Source organism: Proteus sp. G2300 (genome assembly GCF_009915965.1).
GTDB lineage: Bacteria > Pseudomonadota > Gammaproteobacteria > Enterobacterales > Enterobacteriaceae > Proteus > Proteus vulgaris.
Window position 1 is genome coordinate 47,521 of record NZ_JAABNK010000023.1, and the last position, 19,017, is coordinate 66,537.

Genomic DNA, 19,017 nt, shown 5'->3' on the forward strand with positions numbered 1-19,017 from the left:
AATAACAAAAAGCAAGTATTCTAGCGTGATACTGAATTAGGCAATGCTTTATCGATTTCGCCTAATGCAAACGCTAAATCAACAGCTGCAATTTGTGATCCTGTATAAGCATCAATTTGAGACATTTGTGCATTTAATAATGCAATCTCAGCGGTATTAATGTCGGTTACGGTTCCCAACCCATTATGATAAAATTCAACACTAGCGGTATATGTTAATTGAGTCGTCTCTACTAAATTTTTAGAGGCTTTATTTGCCTCAAGTGCTGACTTGAGTGTATTTTCACTTATTGAAATCTCTTTTATCGCCATATCTTGGCTTTTACGTAAATTTTCTTGCGCTAATCGGATCTCTGACTGTGCATTTACCATTCGAGACTGACGCATTCCGCCTTCATATAATGGAATACTGACTCCAATCAGGATATTAGAAGATGAAGTTCTTTGGCTAATATCGGGCAATCCCTGCACATCAAAGCTACCTGTTCCTCCTGCAAGCGCGCCAGCAAGATAGACTTTAGGAAAATAGTCTGATTTGACGGAATCAGCAGCTTTGATGGCCGCTTGCTGTAATTCATATTGCGCTAAAACATCGGGACGCTGTGCAAGTGCTTTTTTGATCACATCATGAGTTAATGGTGAAATATCATCAGGAAGTAAATTATCATCGGCATAATTAACGGTTATTTTTTCAAAAGGTGATGCTCCAATAGCAGACAGTAAAATTTGATATTGATCTTTTTCATGACCTTTGGCTAACACGTTTTGTAATTCAACTTGTGCGACTTGTTGTTTAGCTAATGCGACATCTAATACCGTTGCTAATCCCTTCGCTCTTTTTTGTTCAACGGCATATAAAATGTCTTTGCTTCTCTGGAGGGCATTTCGAGTGATACTCACTTTTTTTTGTGCTGCACCATAACTAAAATATGCAACGGAGACATCATGAATAATTTTCTGATGCATCAGATTAAAATTAAGGTTTGTTGCTAAAGAAGTATGTTTAGCAGCATCAACTAATGCCCCTCGCTTACCAAAATCAAAAATAAGCCATCTAAATGTGAGTGCGGGAATAAAAGCACTACTCGATGTTTTTATATCATCAATAATAGGATTTTTAGGTAAATCGATTTTCCCATGTTGATACCCTGCTAGTGCAGTTGCTGTAATAATTGGCAAATATGTGCTTTCTATCATACCAATATCAGTTGCTGATTTTTTTGCTAATTCCCACGCAATACGTGTGTCTGGGTTATTTTGTTGTCCTAAATCGATAAGATCAGCTAATGCATAACTGGATTTAGTTGTTTTTTCTTGCGTTGGCGATAAATATTGCTCAGTAGATGAAGAAATATATTTTGTATTATCATAATTAATAGGTTGTTGAGAATACGGTTTAAATGAGCTACTCGTATCAATACAACCAACAAGTAATAGGCTTAACAGAGAGGACAGAATATTTTTCTTATTATTAATGACTAAATTTATCATTATGATTTTTCTCTTATTAAATGTTTAAATACACGCTCTCTTTCATTTGTTGGTAATGTTTTTAATTCATTATTAAGAATCGATTTTTTAAATTCATCCTTTGATTCTTCATTGATTTGTGAATAAGAGAGTTTATCTTCAAAAATAAATTTATGAGCGTAATTATGATAACTAATGTAAGAAATTTTATTTAATGATGTTTTGAAAAAAAATGTTATATTCTTATTTCTTGCGCTATCTTCTTTTTCGAAAATGAGTAAGTCTATATTACCCTTCGATTGTGTAATAGATTCATTTACGGATGAAACTAAATCTAACATATCATTTTTATTTGTCGAATATCTTAATTCAGTATAATTATCTAAAATAGAACTAATTTGTTTGTATATAGTATTAATAATACTTGTTGGCCATACTTTTGTGAAAATAATATACATCACGATATTACCCAACAAAATCCCTAGAATACGATCAGACACCACATTCATATCAAAGCTAGGTTTAAATCCGTGTAATGTTGTTAATAAAAATGCTAACCCAACTTGTACACCAGCATAAGAGATACGCTCATTACCAACAGCAACCCATGCTGCGGGCAATAGACAGAAAAATATCAGTACCATCAGCTCAAAAACATCAGATAAATTAGGGATAATATAGAGCAGTGAAATCATGCCAATTAGTGCTCCAATTAGACAACCAGTGATCCGCAATGTTAATTTATGGACTGTTTCACCAACAGATGTTAATGCCACGACATAACAAGTTATCATTGCAGTATGAATACCCTGCCATTTAAAATAATCATAAAAAATATAACATAGAATTGCGGCTATCGTAGTTTTAATCGCAAAGTATTTATGGTTAGGATTTGTAAATGCATCACTAACAAAAAAAGGTGTTTTTTTCTGTACAGACTTAGTTTCTCTTTTATTAAATAAAATCTTATCAAAAGTATTTAATAATTGAAGTTTACTTATTTTATTTTGAGTTTGTTGCTTATCTTTTATTTTGTCTATTTGATGATGCGTGAAGCAATCGACAAGATCTAAACATCTTTTAGAAAGAAGAAAACGTATAGAAGCTGGAGTGTTTTTATCAAAAGTTAACGACATAATTAATATCTGATAAGAATTATCAATTATATTCTCTAACCAGTGAATATCCTCTCTTCCTCGCAAATAAAATATTTTTATAAACATTAAATAGCGTTTACATTCTGTTTGGGTACTCAGTAATTCACTGATTTCGAGTTGGCTTTCTTTTCTTCCTAAAAAGAAATCGCTTGCGGTAGAAAAGCGTGAGGCGATTCTGTTTAACAGTAATTTTCTAGGGCTAATACCAACAAAAAAATTAAATAAAATAACTAATAGCATTGGAGATACAGCCATCAGTAACGCATAAAGTAGTGCTCTTGTTGCAACATCCCCTACGGGTACATCATCAATTAAAGTCATTAAAAAAGCGATAACTAAAGCAACTAAATTACCAATATCACCAAGGCTACTTGCAGATGCTAAATACATAAAAACGGCTGAGAATAAAGCCATAAAAAAGAAGCGTAAAATAATATTTTGTATTGTGAGGTTAAAAAGTAAAAAAATAACACACACTACAATAGAACATAAAATAATAACGCCAATAGATAATAATATATTTTGTACTGCATCGGCTTTGATTAAATAAATAATTAGATAGCAACTTATGGCAGATTCGGGAATTTCATAGATCATCGCAATAGCAGCCATTAAGGCGCAAAGCAGTGCGATGCGCCAAGTTGTCGCTAAACGAAAATCAAAAGGCAACAAGTCTTTTTTAACTTGTTTCACTATGAGGGACGGTTTAACAATCATCATCGTTAGCTATTATATTGACAGTGGCTGTAGCCCCAACCCGCATAAGATCTTCTGGTGGATTGGTGATTGTGACTTTAACAGGAAACCGTTGTTGAACTCTAACCCAATTCAGTGATTTAGGTACATAAGGCAAGTCCCTTGGGATATTAATAAGGTCAGTTGACATGATCCCTCGGCTAATTCCTTCTACTTTACCTTTAATGGGGTGTTTATTGTCAATCATTGAATAAATAACCACACAACTACCTATTTTTATATTATTTAAATCTGTCTCTTTAAAATAAGCTGAAGCATACCAAGTATCCGTGTCAATTAAGGTAAAAACAGATTGCCCAGAAATAATAAATTCTCCCGGTGACAGCACTAATCCAGCAACATAGCCATTACTTGGTGCTTTCACCTCTGTGTTACTTAATTCCCATTCAGCCATTGCCAGTGAGGTTTTTAAGGATTTCACTAATGCTACTTCTGAATCGGTATTATTAATTAAGGCCTCTGAGGCAACGTTTTGTTTTTGTGCTTGTTTTAATGTGACTTCTGCATCATGTTTTAATGTTCTTGCATCATCAACTTGTTGTGCAGTCACAAACCCTTTTGCTAATAACGGCTCTAATCTATGGAGTGACTGCGTCGCTAATAACAAATTGACTTCAGCACGTTTTATTTGCGCTTCAGCCACTTCTGAATTTGATGTTTCTGCAATAATAATACGTTGTTTATTACTTAATGTTGCTTCAGCAATCATGAGTTGCTCTTTTGCTTGCTGAACTCTCAATGCATACATGGTGGGGTCGATTGTAAATAATAAATCCCCTTTATTGACCTTACTATTTTCTTTGACATATATAGCGCTAATTCGTCCTGGTACAGTTGAAGATATGTTAATTTTATTAGCATCAATTATTGCATCTTCACTGAGTGGATTTAGCGCTGATAACTGAATATTTTTCCACAATAAGATGAGCGTGATCATAAAAACAATCACAGTGATTATAATAGCTAGCTTTTTTTTGATTTTTTTATCCATAATTTAATAAGAAAAATAAAATAAAGAGATAGTTAAAGAAATTGATAACAATATCGCAAAATAAAAAATCAAAGGGAGCGGTAAATTATCATCAATACCCCAATAGATAAGTAATACACGTATAACCAAAGCCCCTAATAAGCCGATAACGGTACATAACATCCAATATGGAAAATAGGCGCCCAACAGAGTAATAAAAGGAGAATGGCCTTGAGAACAACCAGACAACAGTAATGCAATTATGCTCACGCTAGTAACACGATAATATTTTCTTATTATGTTCAAGGTAATGTACCTGTCATTTTTCGATAAATTTTTTGTTCGTTTAAACACTATAGTGTTTTTATTTACAGTTGTTTAATGAATTAATTTAAAACATCATATCGAATAAATGTTAGATGTTTTTTATACTTCAATCCATAGCTTTATCTTAAATTTTTCTTATTGAAGGTAGAGCTTCGTTTTCAATATGACTGTAATTATGGGCGTTATATGATTTTAAGAGTATAGTAGCTAATCTTTCAGCCTGACTAGATATTACGATTTTTATTATGGAATTAGCGTTTTCAGATCAAAATATTCGACATATTCTTGCTAATAACACCCCCATCATTGATGTGCGTGCACCTATTGAATTTAATCAAGGTTCTATCCCTAACGCTATCAATCTGCCCTTAATGAATGATAAAGAACGTGCTGCTGTCGGGACTTGTTATAAACAACAAGGCTCACAAAAAGCGGTTGATTTAGGACATCAATTAGTGAGTGGTGAAATTCGTGATAAACGGATTACTGCTTGGCGTGAAGCTTGCGAGCAATTCCCTAATGGTTATATTTGCTGTGCTCGTGGCGGAATGCGTTCTCATATCGTTCAGCAATGGCTTAAAGAAATAGGCATCGATTTTCCATTAATTGAAGGAGGATATAAGGCGTTAAGGCAGACTATTATTGAAATGACCAATGAATTCGTTCAGCGCCCTATTATTCTTATTGGTGGATGTACTGGTAATGGAAAAACGACATTAGTGCGTTCATTACCTGAAGGTATTGATCTTGAAGGTATTGCTCATCATCGAGGTTCTTCTTTTGGCCGTACTGTTGAAGAACAATTTCCTCAAGCAACATTTGAAAACCATCTTGGTATCGAAATGTTGAAAAAATCACAAAAATATACGCGTTGGGTGCTTGAAGATGAAGGTCGCGCTATCGGTGCGAATGGATTACCTGAATCGCTAAGAGCAAAAATGACAGAAGCATCAATTGTTGTTGTTGATGATCCACTAGAACAACGCATTGAACGTTTAAAAGCTGAATATTTTGATCGTATGACCCACGATTTTTTAGAAGTTTATGGCGAAGAACAAGGCTGGCAGGCTTACAGTGATTATTTACATCATGGTTTATTCGCTATACGTCGTCGACTTGGCTCTCAGCGGGCTGCGGAATTGACACAATTGCTAGAAAATGCGTTAGAAATACAGAAAAAAAGTGCAAATACAGAAGCCCATTTTTCTTGGTTAACGCCTTTACTTAAAGAATATTATGATCCTATGTATCGTTATCAATTGAGCAAAAAGAAAGATAAAATTATTTACCAAGGCAGTTATGAAGAGATAATAATGTGGTTTAAAAACCATTAAATAGATAATATTTTTTGTATTAAATATTTTTAGCTTTAAAGGGATAGCCTCTGTAATTTTATGTTACAGGGGCTTTTAATCTCTTTGCTTTTTTTTAGTTCTAACTCCATATAACCATAGCCCTAAGATTATTATAAAAGCAAAGAAAAAAGCGACCGCTAAAGAAAGTTCAAGAAAAACAAACCGATTAATATTAATTCCCTGCCCTTTGTTTGAAAAATTAAAGGTAAGCACATATTCCTGAATTATTAATACCATAATAAAAACGCTCACTAATCGTGAGCGCATAAGTGATATTATATATAAGATGATTGACTATTTATGTACTATTTTCCTTAATAAAAATGTGGCGCATATAGCCATAAGAAAATTAAAAATCATACTAAAACTAAAAGCTATTTTATATTGTTCAATCACCTCTGTTGAGAATGCGTGATTCAGGCTAAATTGTAAAATAATTGAAACACAAGTTGCGCCTAGCGCTGCTCCAACTTGTTGTAATGTTGCTGTTAACCCTGAAGCAATCCCAATAAATTCGGGTTTAACTTTCGCTAAAACTAAATTAAGCATTGGTGTCATTATCATCCCTTGAGTAAATCCAACTAAAAACAGAAATGGGATCACAAAAGAGCTATTTTCTGGTGATATTAAATAATAAACCCCTACAATCAAAGAAATATAACTTAAAGCGTAAAGAGTAGCCCCCCAATAAATAATTTTTTCACCCATTTTTTTCACCCATTTGGGGGTTAATAATGATGAAAGAACAAATCCTATACTTGATGGAACAAAAATTAATCCAGAATCAAGTACTGTACGTTTAAATCCACTTTGTAATAATATCGACATCATCATCGGGAAAGCTGATGATGTTGCATAGACACAAACAACAATCCCTATTCCAATGACATATTGATTATTAGTAAATAAAAAGGGATCAAAAAGAGGCTGTTTTCCTTGTTGTTTTAAGTTATTTTCATAGTAAATGAAAAGTACTAACAATATGAGTCCGAAAAGAAAAAACAGTGTGCTATGTAATTTCCATCCCCAGATAGGTAACATTAATAAAGGAAGTAAGGTGAAAGAGATGCCACAAGCCGATAAAATAACTCCCCCTATATCTAATTTTATATAATCTAAAGCTTCACTTTGAATTAAATAACGAGAAAATCCTAATGCAATAATACCAATAATAAGGTTAATTAAAAAAATAGTACGCCATTCAAGACCAAAAACATTGAGTGATATTAACAATCCGCCTAAGGCCTGTCCTGCTATTGCAGCTAATCCTAACGTCATACCTAATAAACCAAATATTTTTTTAGCTTGTGCCTCGTCAAAATTAAGACGAATACTTGAGTATACTTGAGGAAATAATAGCGCAGCCGTCAATCCTTGAAGACAACGAGCTATAACAAGAAAAATGGCATTGGGAGAAATAGCGCATAATACTGATGTCACAGTAAACCCGAACATACCAATACGGTAAAGAGTACGACGGCCATAAATATCACCTAATCGGCCTCCTGTGATGAGTAATAACCCAAAGGCTAATTCATATCCCACGATAATGAGTGTCAGCTCTGTTAATGTTGCATTGAGTGTTCTCTCTATATTTACAATCGCAACATTAACAACGAATAAATCAAAAATAGTTACAAATCCCGCTAATAACAGGACAAATAAGGCAATACGTTGTTGTCTGTTCATTTTTTGTCTCATTAATTAAAGAAATGAGACTATAATGAGTTGCTTATCCTGATACAATTTAACCATTTATACTATTACTAGAAGCAATAGGCTATGACAGAGAGAAAACGAACGCGCCCTGAATTAGCAGATTTTCTGCGAACTAAAAGACAAAGTATTTCACCTGAAACTGTCGGATTGCCTGGTACAGGGCGCCGTCGCACGCCTGGGTTACGTAGAGAAGAAGTCGCTGCACTTTCGGGGGTTGGGTTGACTTGGTATACGTGGCTTGAACAAGGACGAAATATTGGCGTATCAAGTCAATTCTTAGATAACTTAGCGAGTGCGTTACGATTAAATAGCGCTGAAAGACAACATCTTTATTTATTATCGCATATGCGAGAGCCTACAGAAACTGGTGTAACAGAACATCAAGTCCCTGCAACTATTTTACGGATCTTGTCAGATTTGCCATCAGAATATCTCTGTTATGTTTTAAACCTACATTGGGATGTCTTGGCTTATAATCCAAAAGCTGATAAGTATTTCCATTTTTCAGATCATAGTGCTGAAAATCGTAATTATCTTTACTTGTTGTTTATGGATCCTCGTTATAAAACACGTATTGATGATTGGGAAAATATCGCTGATAGATTATTGGCTAGCTTTCGCCGTGATCACGCTAGAACAAAAAATGACCCTAATATTCGAAATTTAATTGCTACATTAAGTTGTTCGTCGCCTGAATTTAAGCGTATGTGGGAAAAACACGAGATATATCCACCTTGCGATGGAACAAGAACACTAAATTTTGACAATAAAAAAGAGTGTTATGAATATACGTCATTAGCATTTGATTTGGAAAAATATAATCGAATCTTAGTGTATATTCCTAAAAAACATGATCATTTTTGATAATAGGATAAATATATTATTTCCAAAATGGAAAATAGTATTAATCAGTTTATGCAGAAAAATACTCTTTAAAAGTTTACTGTTATTTTTTTCTATACTTACTCAAAATAGTAGTGTTTACTTAAAATAGAAAAAGGTGCAATTGTACCCTTTTCTATTTTTGTTTGATCAACCTGAAAATCGTAATTATAGCCCCATAACTTGTCTGTTTTTAGGATAAGAAAGCGTATAATTTAACGGTAAGGATTTTTCTTGTTTTGCTCCTAACATGATATTCCACTCTATTTCACCTGTATCTTTATCAAGTACACCATCTTTATAATCAGCGTTTGTCACGTTAATGTTATTTTCTTGGCTAAGTGGTAATTGATCGTAAATTGTCACTTTTACAGGTGTGTTATATGTATTTCTTACTTTAATGGTATAGCTTTCTTTTTGTTCAATGGTAGTACCAATAAAGATTGGTTCTTTCCTTATTTTTTCATTATTAATACGGCTAATTTGAATGTTCTTATCTATTCCAAGTGGAATGCTAAGTAATTCTACTAACTCATCAGTATTAATATAGCTATTACCGACAAAGCTATTCATATAGTAGATATTCGCCCGACCGTTAAGTAAATTTAAGTTTTCCCAATCTTTAATTTCAGCTTGTAAATAAACTTCTTCGACTAATTTGGGCGTGCTTAAATAGTGGTAATCTGCGGTTATCTCTTTTTGATTAATAACCAAAGTATTAGGCTCTGTACTATTTTTTAGTGTATAAGGTAAAGCAATGGCGTGACTTAAATTAATACCATTATTATTGGTTGTAACATATCGAGTGACTCCCTTGTTCATTTTTTCCTCTTGAGCTCGACTCGAAACTTCAGCACTCATCACAGCAACAGGTGCAGGCATTACCATCCTCATACTGTCTTTTCTAAATTTAGCATTATCATTGTAAAGAGATAAATACCAAGGTGATAAGGTTGGCGCAGTGATATTAAGTGAGGGATTAGTTGATGTTAAAACCAGTTTAACTTTATCCCAATTTAAGCCCGTATTTTGAATAACGTCTGCTTTATAGGTGAGTAATATCGGCTTATCCATCCCTTGGCTTCGAATATCATAAGCGGGCGACCATCCTGCATCAGGCGTTATATAAGAAATTTGCATTTTACTGGTAATATTTTTTGATGTGCCTACCGATAAAACAATTTGTGTTTTCTCTTTTGCAATCACTGGCATATCAATCTCTAATTTACGAGTTAATTCTTCTAATTGCTCAGTGAGTTCAGCGATTTCTTCTCGAGTTGCTTTTTGTTGATTAAGAATCGATGTCATTTTTTGGCTAATAAAATCAAATTTTTGTGATGATTGCTCTAATGTTTGAGTATCACCATAACCAAAGAATGATTTATCTTTAAGTAATGCAATTTGTTCATCACCCACATTAATATTGATGTTTAATTCTTCAATTTGCTTATTAATATCTTTCTGTTTTTCCATCAATACTGCAATTTCAGGAGGGTAACTAGGAGCAATAGGGATTTTCTTAACATTAATGGTGTTAATAATCACATCGTCATTATCAAGGCTAATTGATAGGCTTCTTGGGTCAAGATTATCTGCAACATTTGATAAAATGACTTCACTTTGCCCTGCTGGCAAATTGAGCGTTGTACTATTTTCAAGCTCTGCGCCTCGTAAGAAAATAGTAGCTTGATTAAGTTTTATATCTTGATAAAGCGTTTTAGTTAGCTCTGCTGAGTCAGGTTCATTAGCCAAAGCGTTAGATGCACTAATAATCGATAATGTAAAAAGTGACAAAGTGAGTTTATTAGGTTTAATCATCATTTTTATTCTATCCATAGTTGATGAGCAGTGTCGCTAGGATGCTAAATAGGAATGCACTATTGTATAAGTATATTGAGATAGTATTGCATCTCTAATAATTTAGATAACAGAATAAACTTAAAGAGAAAATGATATGAGATTGTAGAAATTACGATAAAACAGGATGTTACTGCATTAGGTAAAATAACCATTATAAATAATCAAGATTATCTTAGTAATGGTGAAGAATTTAGTAGTTATTTGATCTTAATTAGTCCTGTTTGGATAAAAATAAGAGAAATATTTTAATGATAATAAAGGCAGTTTAAAAGCAAACTGCCTAGGATAAAGATGTTTGATATCGATTTTTATTTAACCACTTCGCCACTATCGATAACCGTTTTACGTACTTTATCAGAGAAATCTTGTGCTTCTTTAATAATCGCTTTCTCATCAACTGTTAAGAGTTGGCGATCTTCCATTAAGATTTTACCATCTACAATGGTATGGCGGACATTACTGCCATTTGCACCATAAACTAATGCAGCATAAGGGCTATACATAGGCACCATATTAGGTGATTTCGTATCAACAACTATGATATCAGCAAGTTTCCCAGATTCTAATGAACCCAATTTATCTTCCATATGCAAGACTTTTGCTGAACCCATAGTTGCCAGCTCTACAACCGTTAAAGGTGGCATTGCTGCACGATCTTTATTCTCTAATTTATGAATTTTACCCACAAGATTTAGTTCGTTCATCGTTGTTAACGTGTTACTCGACATCGGACCATCTGTTCCCAAACCAACGCGAACGCCCTTTTCTAACATAGTCAAGACAGGCGCAACGCCTTTAGCCGATTTTGTATTAGCACTGATATTATGAGCAACGCCTACATCATATTTTTTCAATAAATCAATATCTTTTTCATCAACCATAATCGCGTGCGCCGCAATAATTTTATTATTTAACGCTCCGATATCTGCCATATATTGAACAGGACTTTTACCGCCTGTTCGTTTGGCAATTTCTTCTTGTTCTCGGTCAGTTTCAGCTAAATGGATCATTACCGGTACATCTAGTTCTATGGATAGTTTAGCTATTTTCTGAAGGCTTTCAGTTGTGTTTGTATAAGGTGCGTGAGGAGCAAAAGCAGGGATAATACGAGGATGATTTTTATATTCTTTAATAAAATTCACTGCATATTGAATACCTTCTTCTGGTGTTTTCGCATCAGCAACAGGGAAATTAATAACAGATTCTCCTAATACAGCGCGATTCCCCATTTTATCAACGGTTTTAGCTACTTCATCTTCAAAATAATACATATCAACATAAGTTGTTACGCCACCTTTTACCATCTCGATATTCGCAAGGTTCGCGCCAATTCTAACCATTTCACGAGAAACCATTTTATTTTCGAGAGGAAAAATATAGCGGTGAAGTCTATCAGGAACATCATCCGCTAATGAACGAAATACTGTCATAGAGCCATGAGTATGAGTGTTAATCAAACCGGGCATAACAATATCACCATCAACATCAAGTACTTTATTCGCTTGATATTCTTTAGAAAGTTCAGGGCCACCCACGGCAATAATTTTATTTTCTTTTACGACAACCGTGCCTTGTTCAATTATTTTATTTTGCTGATCCATAGTTAGAACAGTGCCGTCAACTATCATCAAATCAGCCTGTTTTGTCGCGTAACTGGAAAAAGAGACCGCCATTACAGCCAAAGCAAGCATAGATTTAGAAAATGACATCATTACCTCTCGTCTTGATGGGAAAATTTCCCTAAGATTATAAATAAATTCATTGGCTTTTGATATCTAATGAAAGTGAAAGAGATCACCGAATAAATAATTAATTGAAGTTATTATCACTTCCTTCATCCCAATTTCTTGCAGTTAGTCTTATCAATCAAGGAGCGGTTTAATGAGTAAAATATTACAACCAGGTGAAAATACATCACTAAGTGAAAATAAAGGACAAGTTAGAGTCTCTCATGCAGTAGGCAATAACCTTGATATTAATCTGACTGCTTTTTTAGTTACAGAGTCAGGCAAAGTTGTAAATGATGATGATATGGTTTTTTTTAATGCCCCTCATCATGTATCTGGTGCTGCATCATTTATTGCACCTGTTACTCAAGGTTCATCAGTTATTCATAGCATTGATTTCGATTTATCCCGTTTACCTGCCAATATTACCAAAATAGCCATTACCTTGACACAAGATGGAAGTGCTGGCGGTTTTGCTGTTGTGGCGCAATTAAAAGCACAAGTATTGATAAATAATGACGTGATTGAATTAGCTCCAAGCCAATTCTCGCAAGAAACGGGCATTATTGTTTTAGAACTGTATATTCGAAACGGACAAAATAAAGTTCGCTCTGTTTGGCAAGGTTTTGCATCAGGACTTGCAGGGCTATGTGATCTTTATGGTATTGAAGTCGAAGAGCCAGCCCCAGTTATTGCCCCTAAGCCCACGCCATCTGTTAATATACAAAAAAGCGTAGTGAAACTGACGAAACCAGAGAGTAGCCACCGTGTTTCTTTACTAAAAGGGAGTGATGCACCTAAACGTATTTTAGTCAGTGCAACGTGGATAGATAATGGTGATGGTAAGGATAACGATGATTTAGATCTTCGTGTGGGTATTTTGCGCCCCAATGGTCAAATGTCTATTATTCAAGCACCAGATAAAAGTGGTGCTTTTAATGCCGATCCTTTTGTTTTCCATACTGGTGATGTGGTTAGTGTTAGTCAAGATCAGCTCGGTTGTGAGACTGTTGAAATAAACCCCGCTATTTCTCAATTAATGGGCGGAAAAGTGGCATTAGTTTGTAGTGTTTATTCTGCTATTAGTAATGGTTGTGTTTCTGTTGCATCATTAAAACCGACAATGCGCATGGAATATGGTAATCAAATCGTTGAGTGCTCTTGTGAATACAAAAAAGGCTTTTTCAATAATATGATTTACACCTATGTCATTGGTATTATTGAAATCGATCAAGACAGTATTACGTTAAAACCTTCTGGTGTGACATCAAGAGCAGGCAGTGAAGCCACTCCTTGGTTAACACGTATTGGTGATGAGCTTAAATTAACGATGGATGGCCCTCATGTTTTTAAAGGAAAGAAACCAAGTATGCTAGGCAAAAAACGTTATGTTTAATGTCATTATAAAAAAAGAAATAACTTAGCGTTTATCTTAAAAAAAGAAAAACGGGCAATGATTAAAATGCTCGTTTTTCTATTTAAAGAGATGATAATTCGTGAAGTTAAGTACGTCTTTTTTGCTGTAATAGCCACTTGTCTAATTCATTAGCAAAAAGCTGGCGATCGCGTTGGTTTAGGCTTGCAGGTCCCCCCGTTTGAATACCACTGGCTCTCATCGTATCCATAAAATCACGTATATTTAAGCGTTCACGAATAGTTGCTTCAGTATATCGTTCACCTCTAGGATTTAGCGCAACCGCACCCTTTTCAATCACTTCAGCCGCTAATGGAATATCGGCAGTGATCACTAAGTCATCTTTATTGGTACGGCGGACAATTTCGTTATCCGCAACATCAAATCCAGCAGAAACTTGTAATGTGCGTAAAAAAGGCGATGCAGGTACGCTTAATCGTTGGTTAGCAACAAAAGTGATGATCATTTTTTCTCTGTCTGCTGCTCGATATAACACTTCTTTGATGACTTTAGGACATGCGTCAGCATCAACCCATATAGGCATAACAACTCTCTCTTGATTATTCTGTATTAACTATTGCATGGTTAAGAGGGTTAAAATAACACAATAATTCTAACTAAGTGATTAAAGCTTTGCTCTTGCTCGTTTTTCTGACTGTTGATTAATCCAAATACTCACGAATATCAAAATCATACCGATAATGTGTAAGCCAGTTAATTGTAGCCCTAATAATGCCCAACCTAAAATAACAGCACTAAGTGGGCTTAAAACCCTTCTTTTTATGCCATTTTTGTTTATTTAGGCACCTAATGTGCATGAAATCATATTTTTACTTTGATCTAAATCAAAGATGTATTCTATTTGCTATTTTTAGGTTGCTGAATACTAAAAGTTAAATTATAAAGCAAATGATAATCATTATTGATCTCATTAAGGTCTGTAACTATGTGTATTCAATTTAAATCTTGCTTCGTATTATCTGCTCTAACACTCTCACTCTCTCAATATGCCATTGCTAATACCGTATCACCTAAAGAAGAAACGCTGGTTGTCACTACAACACGTAGCGCTTCCTCTTTATGGAATAGCCCTGCAACTATTCAAGTTATTGATAAAGAGTCATTAAGTCAATCAACGGCTTCTTCTATTGCGGATCAATTGCGTGATATTCCTGGTGTTGAAGTGACGGATAATAGCCTCGCCGGCCGTAAACAAATTCGCATCCGTGGTGAGGCTTCATCACGCGTACTTTTATTGGTTGATGGGCAAGAAGTTACCTATCAACGAGGTGGTCAAAATTTTGGTGCAGGTATTTTAATCGATGAATCGGCACTAGAGCGTATTGAAGTGGTTAAAGGCCCCTATTCCGTACTTTATGGTTCACAAGCTATTGGTGGTGTGGTGAATTTAATCACCCAAAAAGGTGGCGATAAGCCTTTTGGTGGCAGTATTAAAGTTGTTTATGACTCAGCGACGATGGGATGGCGAGAGTCTGCATTAATTTCAGGCACAATAGGCGATTTTGAATACCGCTTTAATGGGAGTTATGCCGATCATGGTGACAGAGACACCCCTGATGGACGTTTACCTAATACACATTTTAGAAATAACGGTCAAGGTGCATGGCTAGGCTATAAAATTGATAAACACAAATTTGGACTTTCGCTTGATCGCTATGATTTATCCACACAATCTTATTATGCGGATGAAGGAAAATACCAAGAATTTAGCGTTAAAGTTCCTAAGCTTGAGCGTGAAAAAATCGGCTTATTTTATGATTATGATATTGATGCTGATTATTTTAAAAAGCTTCATATAGATGCTTATACACAGCAAATTGAACGAAAATTTGAAAACCGCGTTGGTGTCGTTACGCCAACAGGTAGCCCAAGGATTGGTAATTTAACTGTTAAAAACCGAACACAGTCGGAGGATACACAGAATACTTATGGAATGACTATGCAGGCAAACTTTACATTACCTGCAAATAATGAACTAATTTTAGGCGCACAATATCAACAAGATAAAGTAAAACAAACCTCTGTTGGCCAAACATCTTCAAATAGTACAACAGGATTTCCACCAGCTGTAAATTATGAAAAGCAATCTCTATTACATAACCGCAGTAAACAAACCAATATCTCTATTTTTGCTCAAAATGATTGGAAAATAGCAGATGATTGGTCATGGGCAATGGGTGCCAGACAATATTGGTTGAAATCAGAATTACAAAGTGGTGATGAAACTGTTCACCATAATAAAACAGGCACAAACTATAAGGCGTTGTCTTCTACATCCGTCAGAGATAATGCTTTTATTATTTCATCCAATCTACGTTATTCCGGATTTAAAGATACTGAGCTGCGTCTTGCATTTGCACAAGGTTATGTATTCCCTACATTAGTTCAGCAATTTATGAACACTACGGCGGGTGGTGCGGTGACTTATGGTAATCGTGACCTAGAGGCTGAACACTCTAATAATGTGGAGTTTGGTGCGCGTTATAAAGGTAATAATTGGTATATTGATAGCGCCATTTATTATTCTGAAGCAAAAGATTATATCACCTCAGTCGCTTGTGCAGGAGAACGTATTTGTGAAGGGAATAGCAAAACAGGCCGAGCAGATTACTTCTATTATGACAATATTGACCGAGCAAAGACATATGGCATGGAGGTAATGGCACAATATCAAGGTTGGTCAATTACACCTTATGTTTCTGCCAATGTGATGCGCCGTCAATTTATTACTCCAACCCTAAAAACATGGGATACAGGAGAACCTACAGTCACGACGCGTATTGGAGCTAAACATCTCTTATTACTCAATAATATGAATTTAATGTCAGATTTATATTTGCGATCTGCAACGCAAGCGAAAGATCATCGGAATCCTGAAAACAAACAACATTACGCTGGTTGGGCAACGGTAAACCTTTCACTTAGTAGTGAGTTTGGCCATAACGATCAATATCGTATTAACTTTGATTTAAATAATATTTTAAATAAGCGTTATCAAACAGCTCATGAATCTATTCCTGCTACGGGTATTAATGCTGCAGTTGGTCTGACATGGGCATTTTAACGATGAACAAAATATTAATGATTCTCAGTTTATTATTGCTGCCTTTTAGCTTAACGGCAAAAGAGAATATAAAAAATGACCGTTGGGTTATTGCGGGGGGAGCTATTGTGGAATTAATTTATGCCATGGATGCTGGCAATAAGGTTGTTGGTGTTGATGAAACCACTTCTTACCCCGAACAAACACAGGTATTGCCTCATATTGGGTATTGGAAACAGTTAAGTGTTGAAGGCATTTTATCTCTACGCCCTTCTACTTTTGTAACATGGGATGATGCTGAGCCTAAAATGGTCTTACGTCAGCTTGCACAACATAACGTTAAAGTGATTTCTTTACCAAGAACGCCAGCAACCTTTGAGTTAATGCTTCAAAACATCCGCACGTTAGCCGTTTCTCTGGATAAGCAGACACAAGGCGATGCATTAATTGATTCATTACAATCCCGTTTAGCCATTATTAACGCTAAAAATAATCAAATTAAACAGAAAGTAAAAGTGATGTTCTTTCTTTCACCGGGAGGTGGAATTCCTCAAGTTGCAGGGAAAACCAGTGTCGCAGATGCGATCCTTCAATTAGCTGGCGGTGAGAATATCGCAACACACGAGAATTATCGTATCTATAGCGCAGAGGCCATTATTGCCGCTGATCCAGAGTTAATTGTTATCACGACACAAAGTCAGAAAAATCAAACGGGCACAATAAGAGCATCTGAGGGATTAGCTTCTGTACCTGGAGTGTCGATGACTCAAGCATGGAAAAATCAACGCATTATCGAAATTGATCAATCCCTTATTTTGGGAATGGGGCCTCGTATTGTGGATGCCGTAGAGTTATTGCATCAACAATTTTATCCCACTGATCCACTAAAAGATAATAATGCTGAATAATAAGTAGGAATGATTTAATAATGAAAGAGTCAGTCGTAACACATATTATCCCCCCTTCTGCTGAAATTGATCTTACTGCTCATTTCGCTTTAGAAGGTGATAGCCCTTTCCGTGATAGACACGCCACCATGCCATGGCGTGGTTCTGTGCCTATCGCAAAAGAAGAGCAGCAATCCACATGGCAAGCCTTATTAGAAAGTAAAACGCCAGCCTGTAAACGTTTGTTGTATATTCATATCCCTTTTTGTGCAACACATTGCACCTTTTGTGGGTTTTATCAAAATAACTATCATGAAGAAGCCTGTTCGCGCTATACCGATGCATTACTGCGTGAGATATCGGCTGAATCAGATAGTTTACTTTATCAATCAGCACCAATTCATGCAGTTTATTTTGGTGGGGGAACCCCTTCTGCATTATCGGCCAAAGATCTTTATCGTGTGATCACGCATTTGAGGCAATCACTTCCTTTGGCTCCTGACTGCGAAATCACTCTTGAAGGTCGAGTTTTAAATTTTGATGATAACCGTATCGATGCTTGTTTAGATGCAGGCGCAAACCGTTTTTCTATTGGTATTCAAACCTTTAACAGCAAAATTCGTAAACGAATGGCGAGAACCTCAACGGGTGAAGAAGCTGCCAAATTTATGAAAGGGCTTTGTTTACGCGATCGTGCTGCGGTGGTGTGTGATTTATTATTTGGATTACCTGGGCAAGATGCGACGAACTGGCAAGAAGATCTCACTATTGCTCATGATATTGGTTTAGATGGTGTTGATCTCTATGCATTGAATTTATTGCCTAATACACCATTAGGTAAAGCGGTTGAAAATCAACGAATTACTGTGCCTTCGCCAATACAAAGGCGTGATCTTTATCTTCAAGGTTGTGATTTTATGGAAAATGTGGGCTGGCGTCAGATCAGTAATAGCCATTGGGCAAGAACAACCCGCGAGCGCAATCTTTACAACTTATTAATCAAACAAGGGGCAGATTGCCTAGCTTTTGGCTCAGGTGCTGGTGGCACAGTGAATGGTTATTCATGGATGATTGAGCGATCACTAGACAATTATTATCAAAAAATTACAGATAGCCAAAAACCCTTAATGATGATGAGTCGTGCAACCGATAGTGGTTTTCGTTGGCGTCATGAGTTACAAGCTGGCATTGAGTGTGGCCGTGTTGATCTGGCCAAGTTAAGCCCACAAGCGACGCTACTCTCTCCTTTATTAAATCAATGGTATCAAGCAGGTCTTGTTGAAGACGATTTTCTTTGTATGAAATTGACTAATGAAGGTCGATTTTGGGCAAGTAACTTGCTGACATCCTTACAGCAATTAATTTTGCAGTTAAATACGCCTCGTTAATTTTATTACCCTGAATATTAATTAGAAGATGGAAACAACATC

Annotated in this window: 14 protein-coding genes; 6 read left to right on the forward strand and 8 right to left on the reverse strand. The window is 35.5% G+C overall.

Going from position 1 to position 19,017, the window contains the following annotated elements:
* Nucleotides 1-20 precede the first annotated feature (20 nt).
* From GWI97_RS11785 to GWI97_RS11800, 4 genes are read right to left on the reverse strand one after another with little or no spacing between them, the layout of a single operon-like run.
* Nucleotides 21-1,490, reverse strand: a complete 1,470-nt coding sequence (locus GWI97_RS11785; protein ID WP_036936943.1) for a TolC family protein — start codon at nt 1,488-1,490, stop codon at nt 21-23.
* Complete coding sequence (locus tag GWI97_RS11790) at nt 1,490-3,346, reverse strand: FUSC family protein (RefSeq protein ID WP_087802450.1); 1,857 nt, start codon at nt 3,344-3,346, stop codon at nt 1,490-1,492. Before GWI97_RS11790 ends, GWI97_RS11785 begins: the two co-directional genes overlap by 1 nt.
* Complete coding sequence (mdtN, locus tag GWI97_RS11795; RefSeq protein ID WP_036936938.1) at nt 3,333-4,373, reverse strand: multidrug transporter subunit MdtN; 1,041 nt, start codon at nt 4,371-4,373, stop codon at nt 3,333-3,335. The genes GWI97_RS11790 and mdtN overlap by 14 nt, the downstream gene beginning before the upstream one ends.
* 3 nt (nt 4,374-4,376) lie before the next feature.
* The gene (locus GWI97_RS11800; protein ID WP_036936935.1) at nt 4,377-4,658 is read right to left on the reverse strand and encodes a YtcA family lipoprotein; all 282 of its coding nucleotides are present in this window, start codon (nt 4,656-4,658) and stop codon (nt 4,377-4,379) included.
* A gap of 266 nt (nt 4,659-4,924) precedes the next feature.
* On the opposite strand from GWI97_RS11800, the gene mnmH reads away from it, so the two are divergent.
* Nucleotides 4,925-6,013 carry a tRNA 2-selenouridine(34) synthase MnmH gene (gene mnmH / locus GWI97_RS11805; RefSeq protein ID WP_036936933.1) on the forward strand — a complete coding sequence of 363 codons (1,089 nt, stop codon included), beginning with the start codon at nt 4,925-4,927 and terminating at the stop codon, nt 6,011-6,013.
* A 315-nt stretch (nt 6,014-6,328) separates the two neighbouring features.
* On the opposite strand, the gene GWI97_RS11810 is transcribed toward mnmH, so the two are convergent.
* A complete protein-coding gene (locus GWI97_RS11810) occupies nt 6,329-7,723 on the reverse strand; it encodes an MFS transporter (protein WP_036936927.1) in 1,395 nt (464 codons plus the stop codon).
* 93 nt (nt 7,724-7,816) lie between these two features.
* On the opposite strand from GWI97_RS11810, the gene GWI97_RS11815 reads away from it, so the two are divergent.
* Nucleotides 7,817-8,617 carry a helix-turn-helix transcriptional regulator gene (locus tag GWI97_RS11815; protein WP_036936924.1) on the forward strand — a complete coding sequence of 267 codons (801 nt, stop codon included), beginning with the start codon at nt 7,817-7,819 and terminating at the stop codon, nt 8,615-8,617.
* Between the two features lie 186 nt (nt 8,618-8,803).
* On the opposite strand, the gene GWI97_RS11820 is transcribed toward GWI97_RS11815, so the two are convergent.
* Both GWI97_RS11820 and GWI97_RS11825 read right to left on the reverse strand, forming a co-directional pair.
* Nucleotides 8,804-10,456 carry a DUF4139 domain-containing protein gene (locus GWI97_RS11820; RefSeq protein WP_226905418.1) on the reverse strand — a complete coding sequence of 551 codons (1,653 nt, stop codon included), beginning with the start codon at nt 10,454-10,456 and terminating at the stop codon, nt 8,804-8,806.
* A 347-nt stretch (nt 10,457-10,803) separates the two neighbouring features.
* A complete protein-coding gene (locus GWI97_RS11825) occupies nt 10,804-12,204 on the reverse strand; it encodes an amidohydrolase (RefSeq protein WP_161751999.1) in 1,401 nt (466 codons plus the stop codon).
* Between the two features lie 172 nt (nt 12,205-12,376).
* On the opposite strand from GWI97_RS11825, the gene GWI97_RS11830 reads away from it, so the two are divergent.
* On the forward strand, nt 12,377-13,618 hold the full coding sequence (locus GWI97_RS11830) for a TerD family protein (RefSeq protein ID WP_123822100.1): 1,242 nt from the start codon (nt 12,377-12,379) through the stop codon (nt 13,616-13,618).
* Nucleotides 13,619-13,724: 106 nt separating this feature from the next.
* Here the strand turns inward: GWI97_RS11830 and GWI97_RS11835 are convergent, their stop codons facing one another.
* On the reverse strand, nt 13,725-14,180 hold the full coding sequence (locus tag GWI97_RS11835; protein WP_036936915.1) for a YaiI/YqxD family protein: 456 nt from the start codon (nt 14,178-14,180) through the stop codon (nt 13,725-13,727).
* A gap of 402 nt (nt 14,181-14,582) precedes the next feature.
* Here GWI97_RS11835 and GWI97_RS11840 point away from each other — a divergent pair, with 402 nt between their 5' ends.
* Genes GWI97_RS11840 through hutW form a run of 3 tightly spaced genes read left to right on the forward strand, consistent with a single transcriptional unit; the run spans nt 14,583 to nt 18,975 of the window.
* A complete protein-coding gene (locus GWI97_RS11840) occupies nt 14,583-16,721 on the forward strand; it encodes a TonB-dependent receptor plug domain-containing protein (RefSeq protein WP_036936912.1) in 2,139 nt (712 codons plus the stop codon).
* Nucleotides 16,722-16,723: 2 nt separating this feature from the next.
* On the forward strand, nt 16,724-17,608 hold the full coding sequence (locus GWI97_RS11845; RefSeq protein WP_272927551.1) for a heme/hemin ABC transporter substrate-binding protein: 885 nt from the start codon (nt 16,724-16,726) through the stop codon (nt 17,606-17,608).
* A gap of 20 nt (nt 17,609-17,628) precedes the next feature.
* Nucleotides 17,629-18,975, forward strand: a complete 1,347-nt coding sequence (gene hutW, locus GWI97_RS11850) for a heme anaerobic degradation radical SAM methyltransferase ChuW/HutW (RefSeq protein ID WP_052038506.1) — start codon at nt 17,629-17,631, stop codon at nt 18,973-18,975.
* The last annotated feature ends 42 nt before the right edge of the window (nt 18,976-19,017 follow it).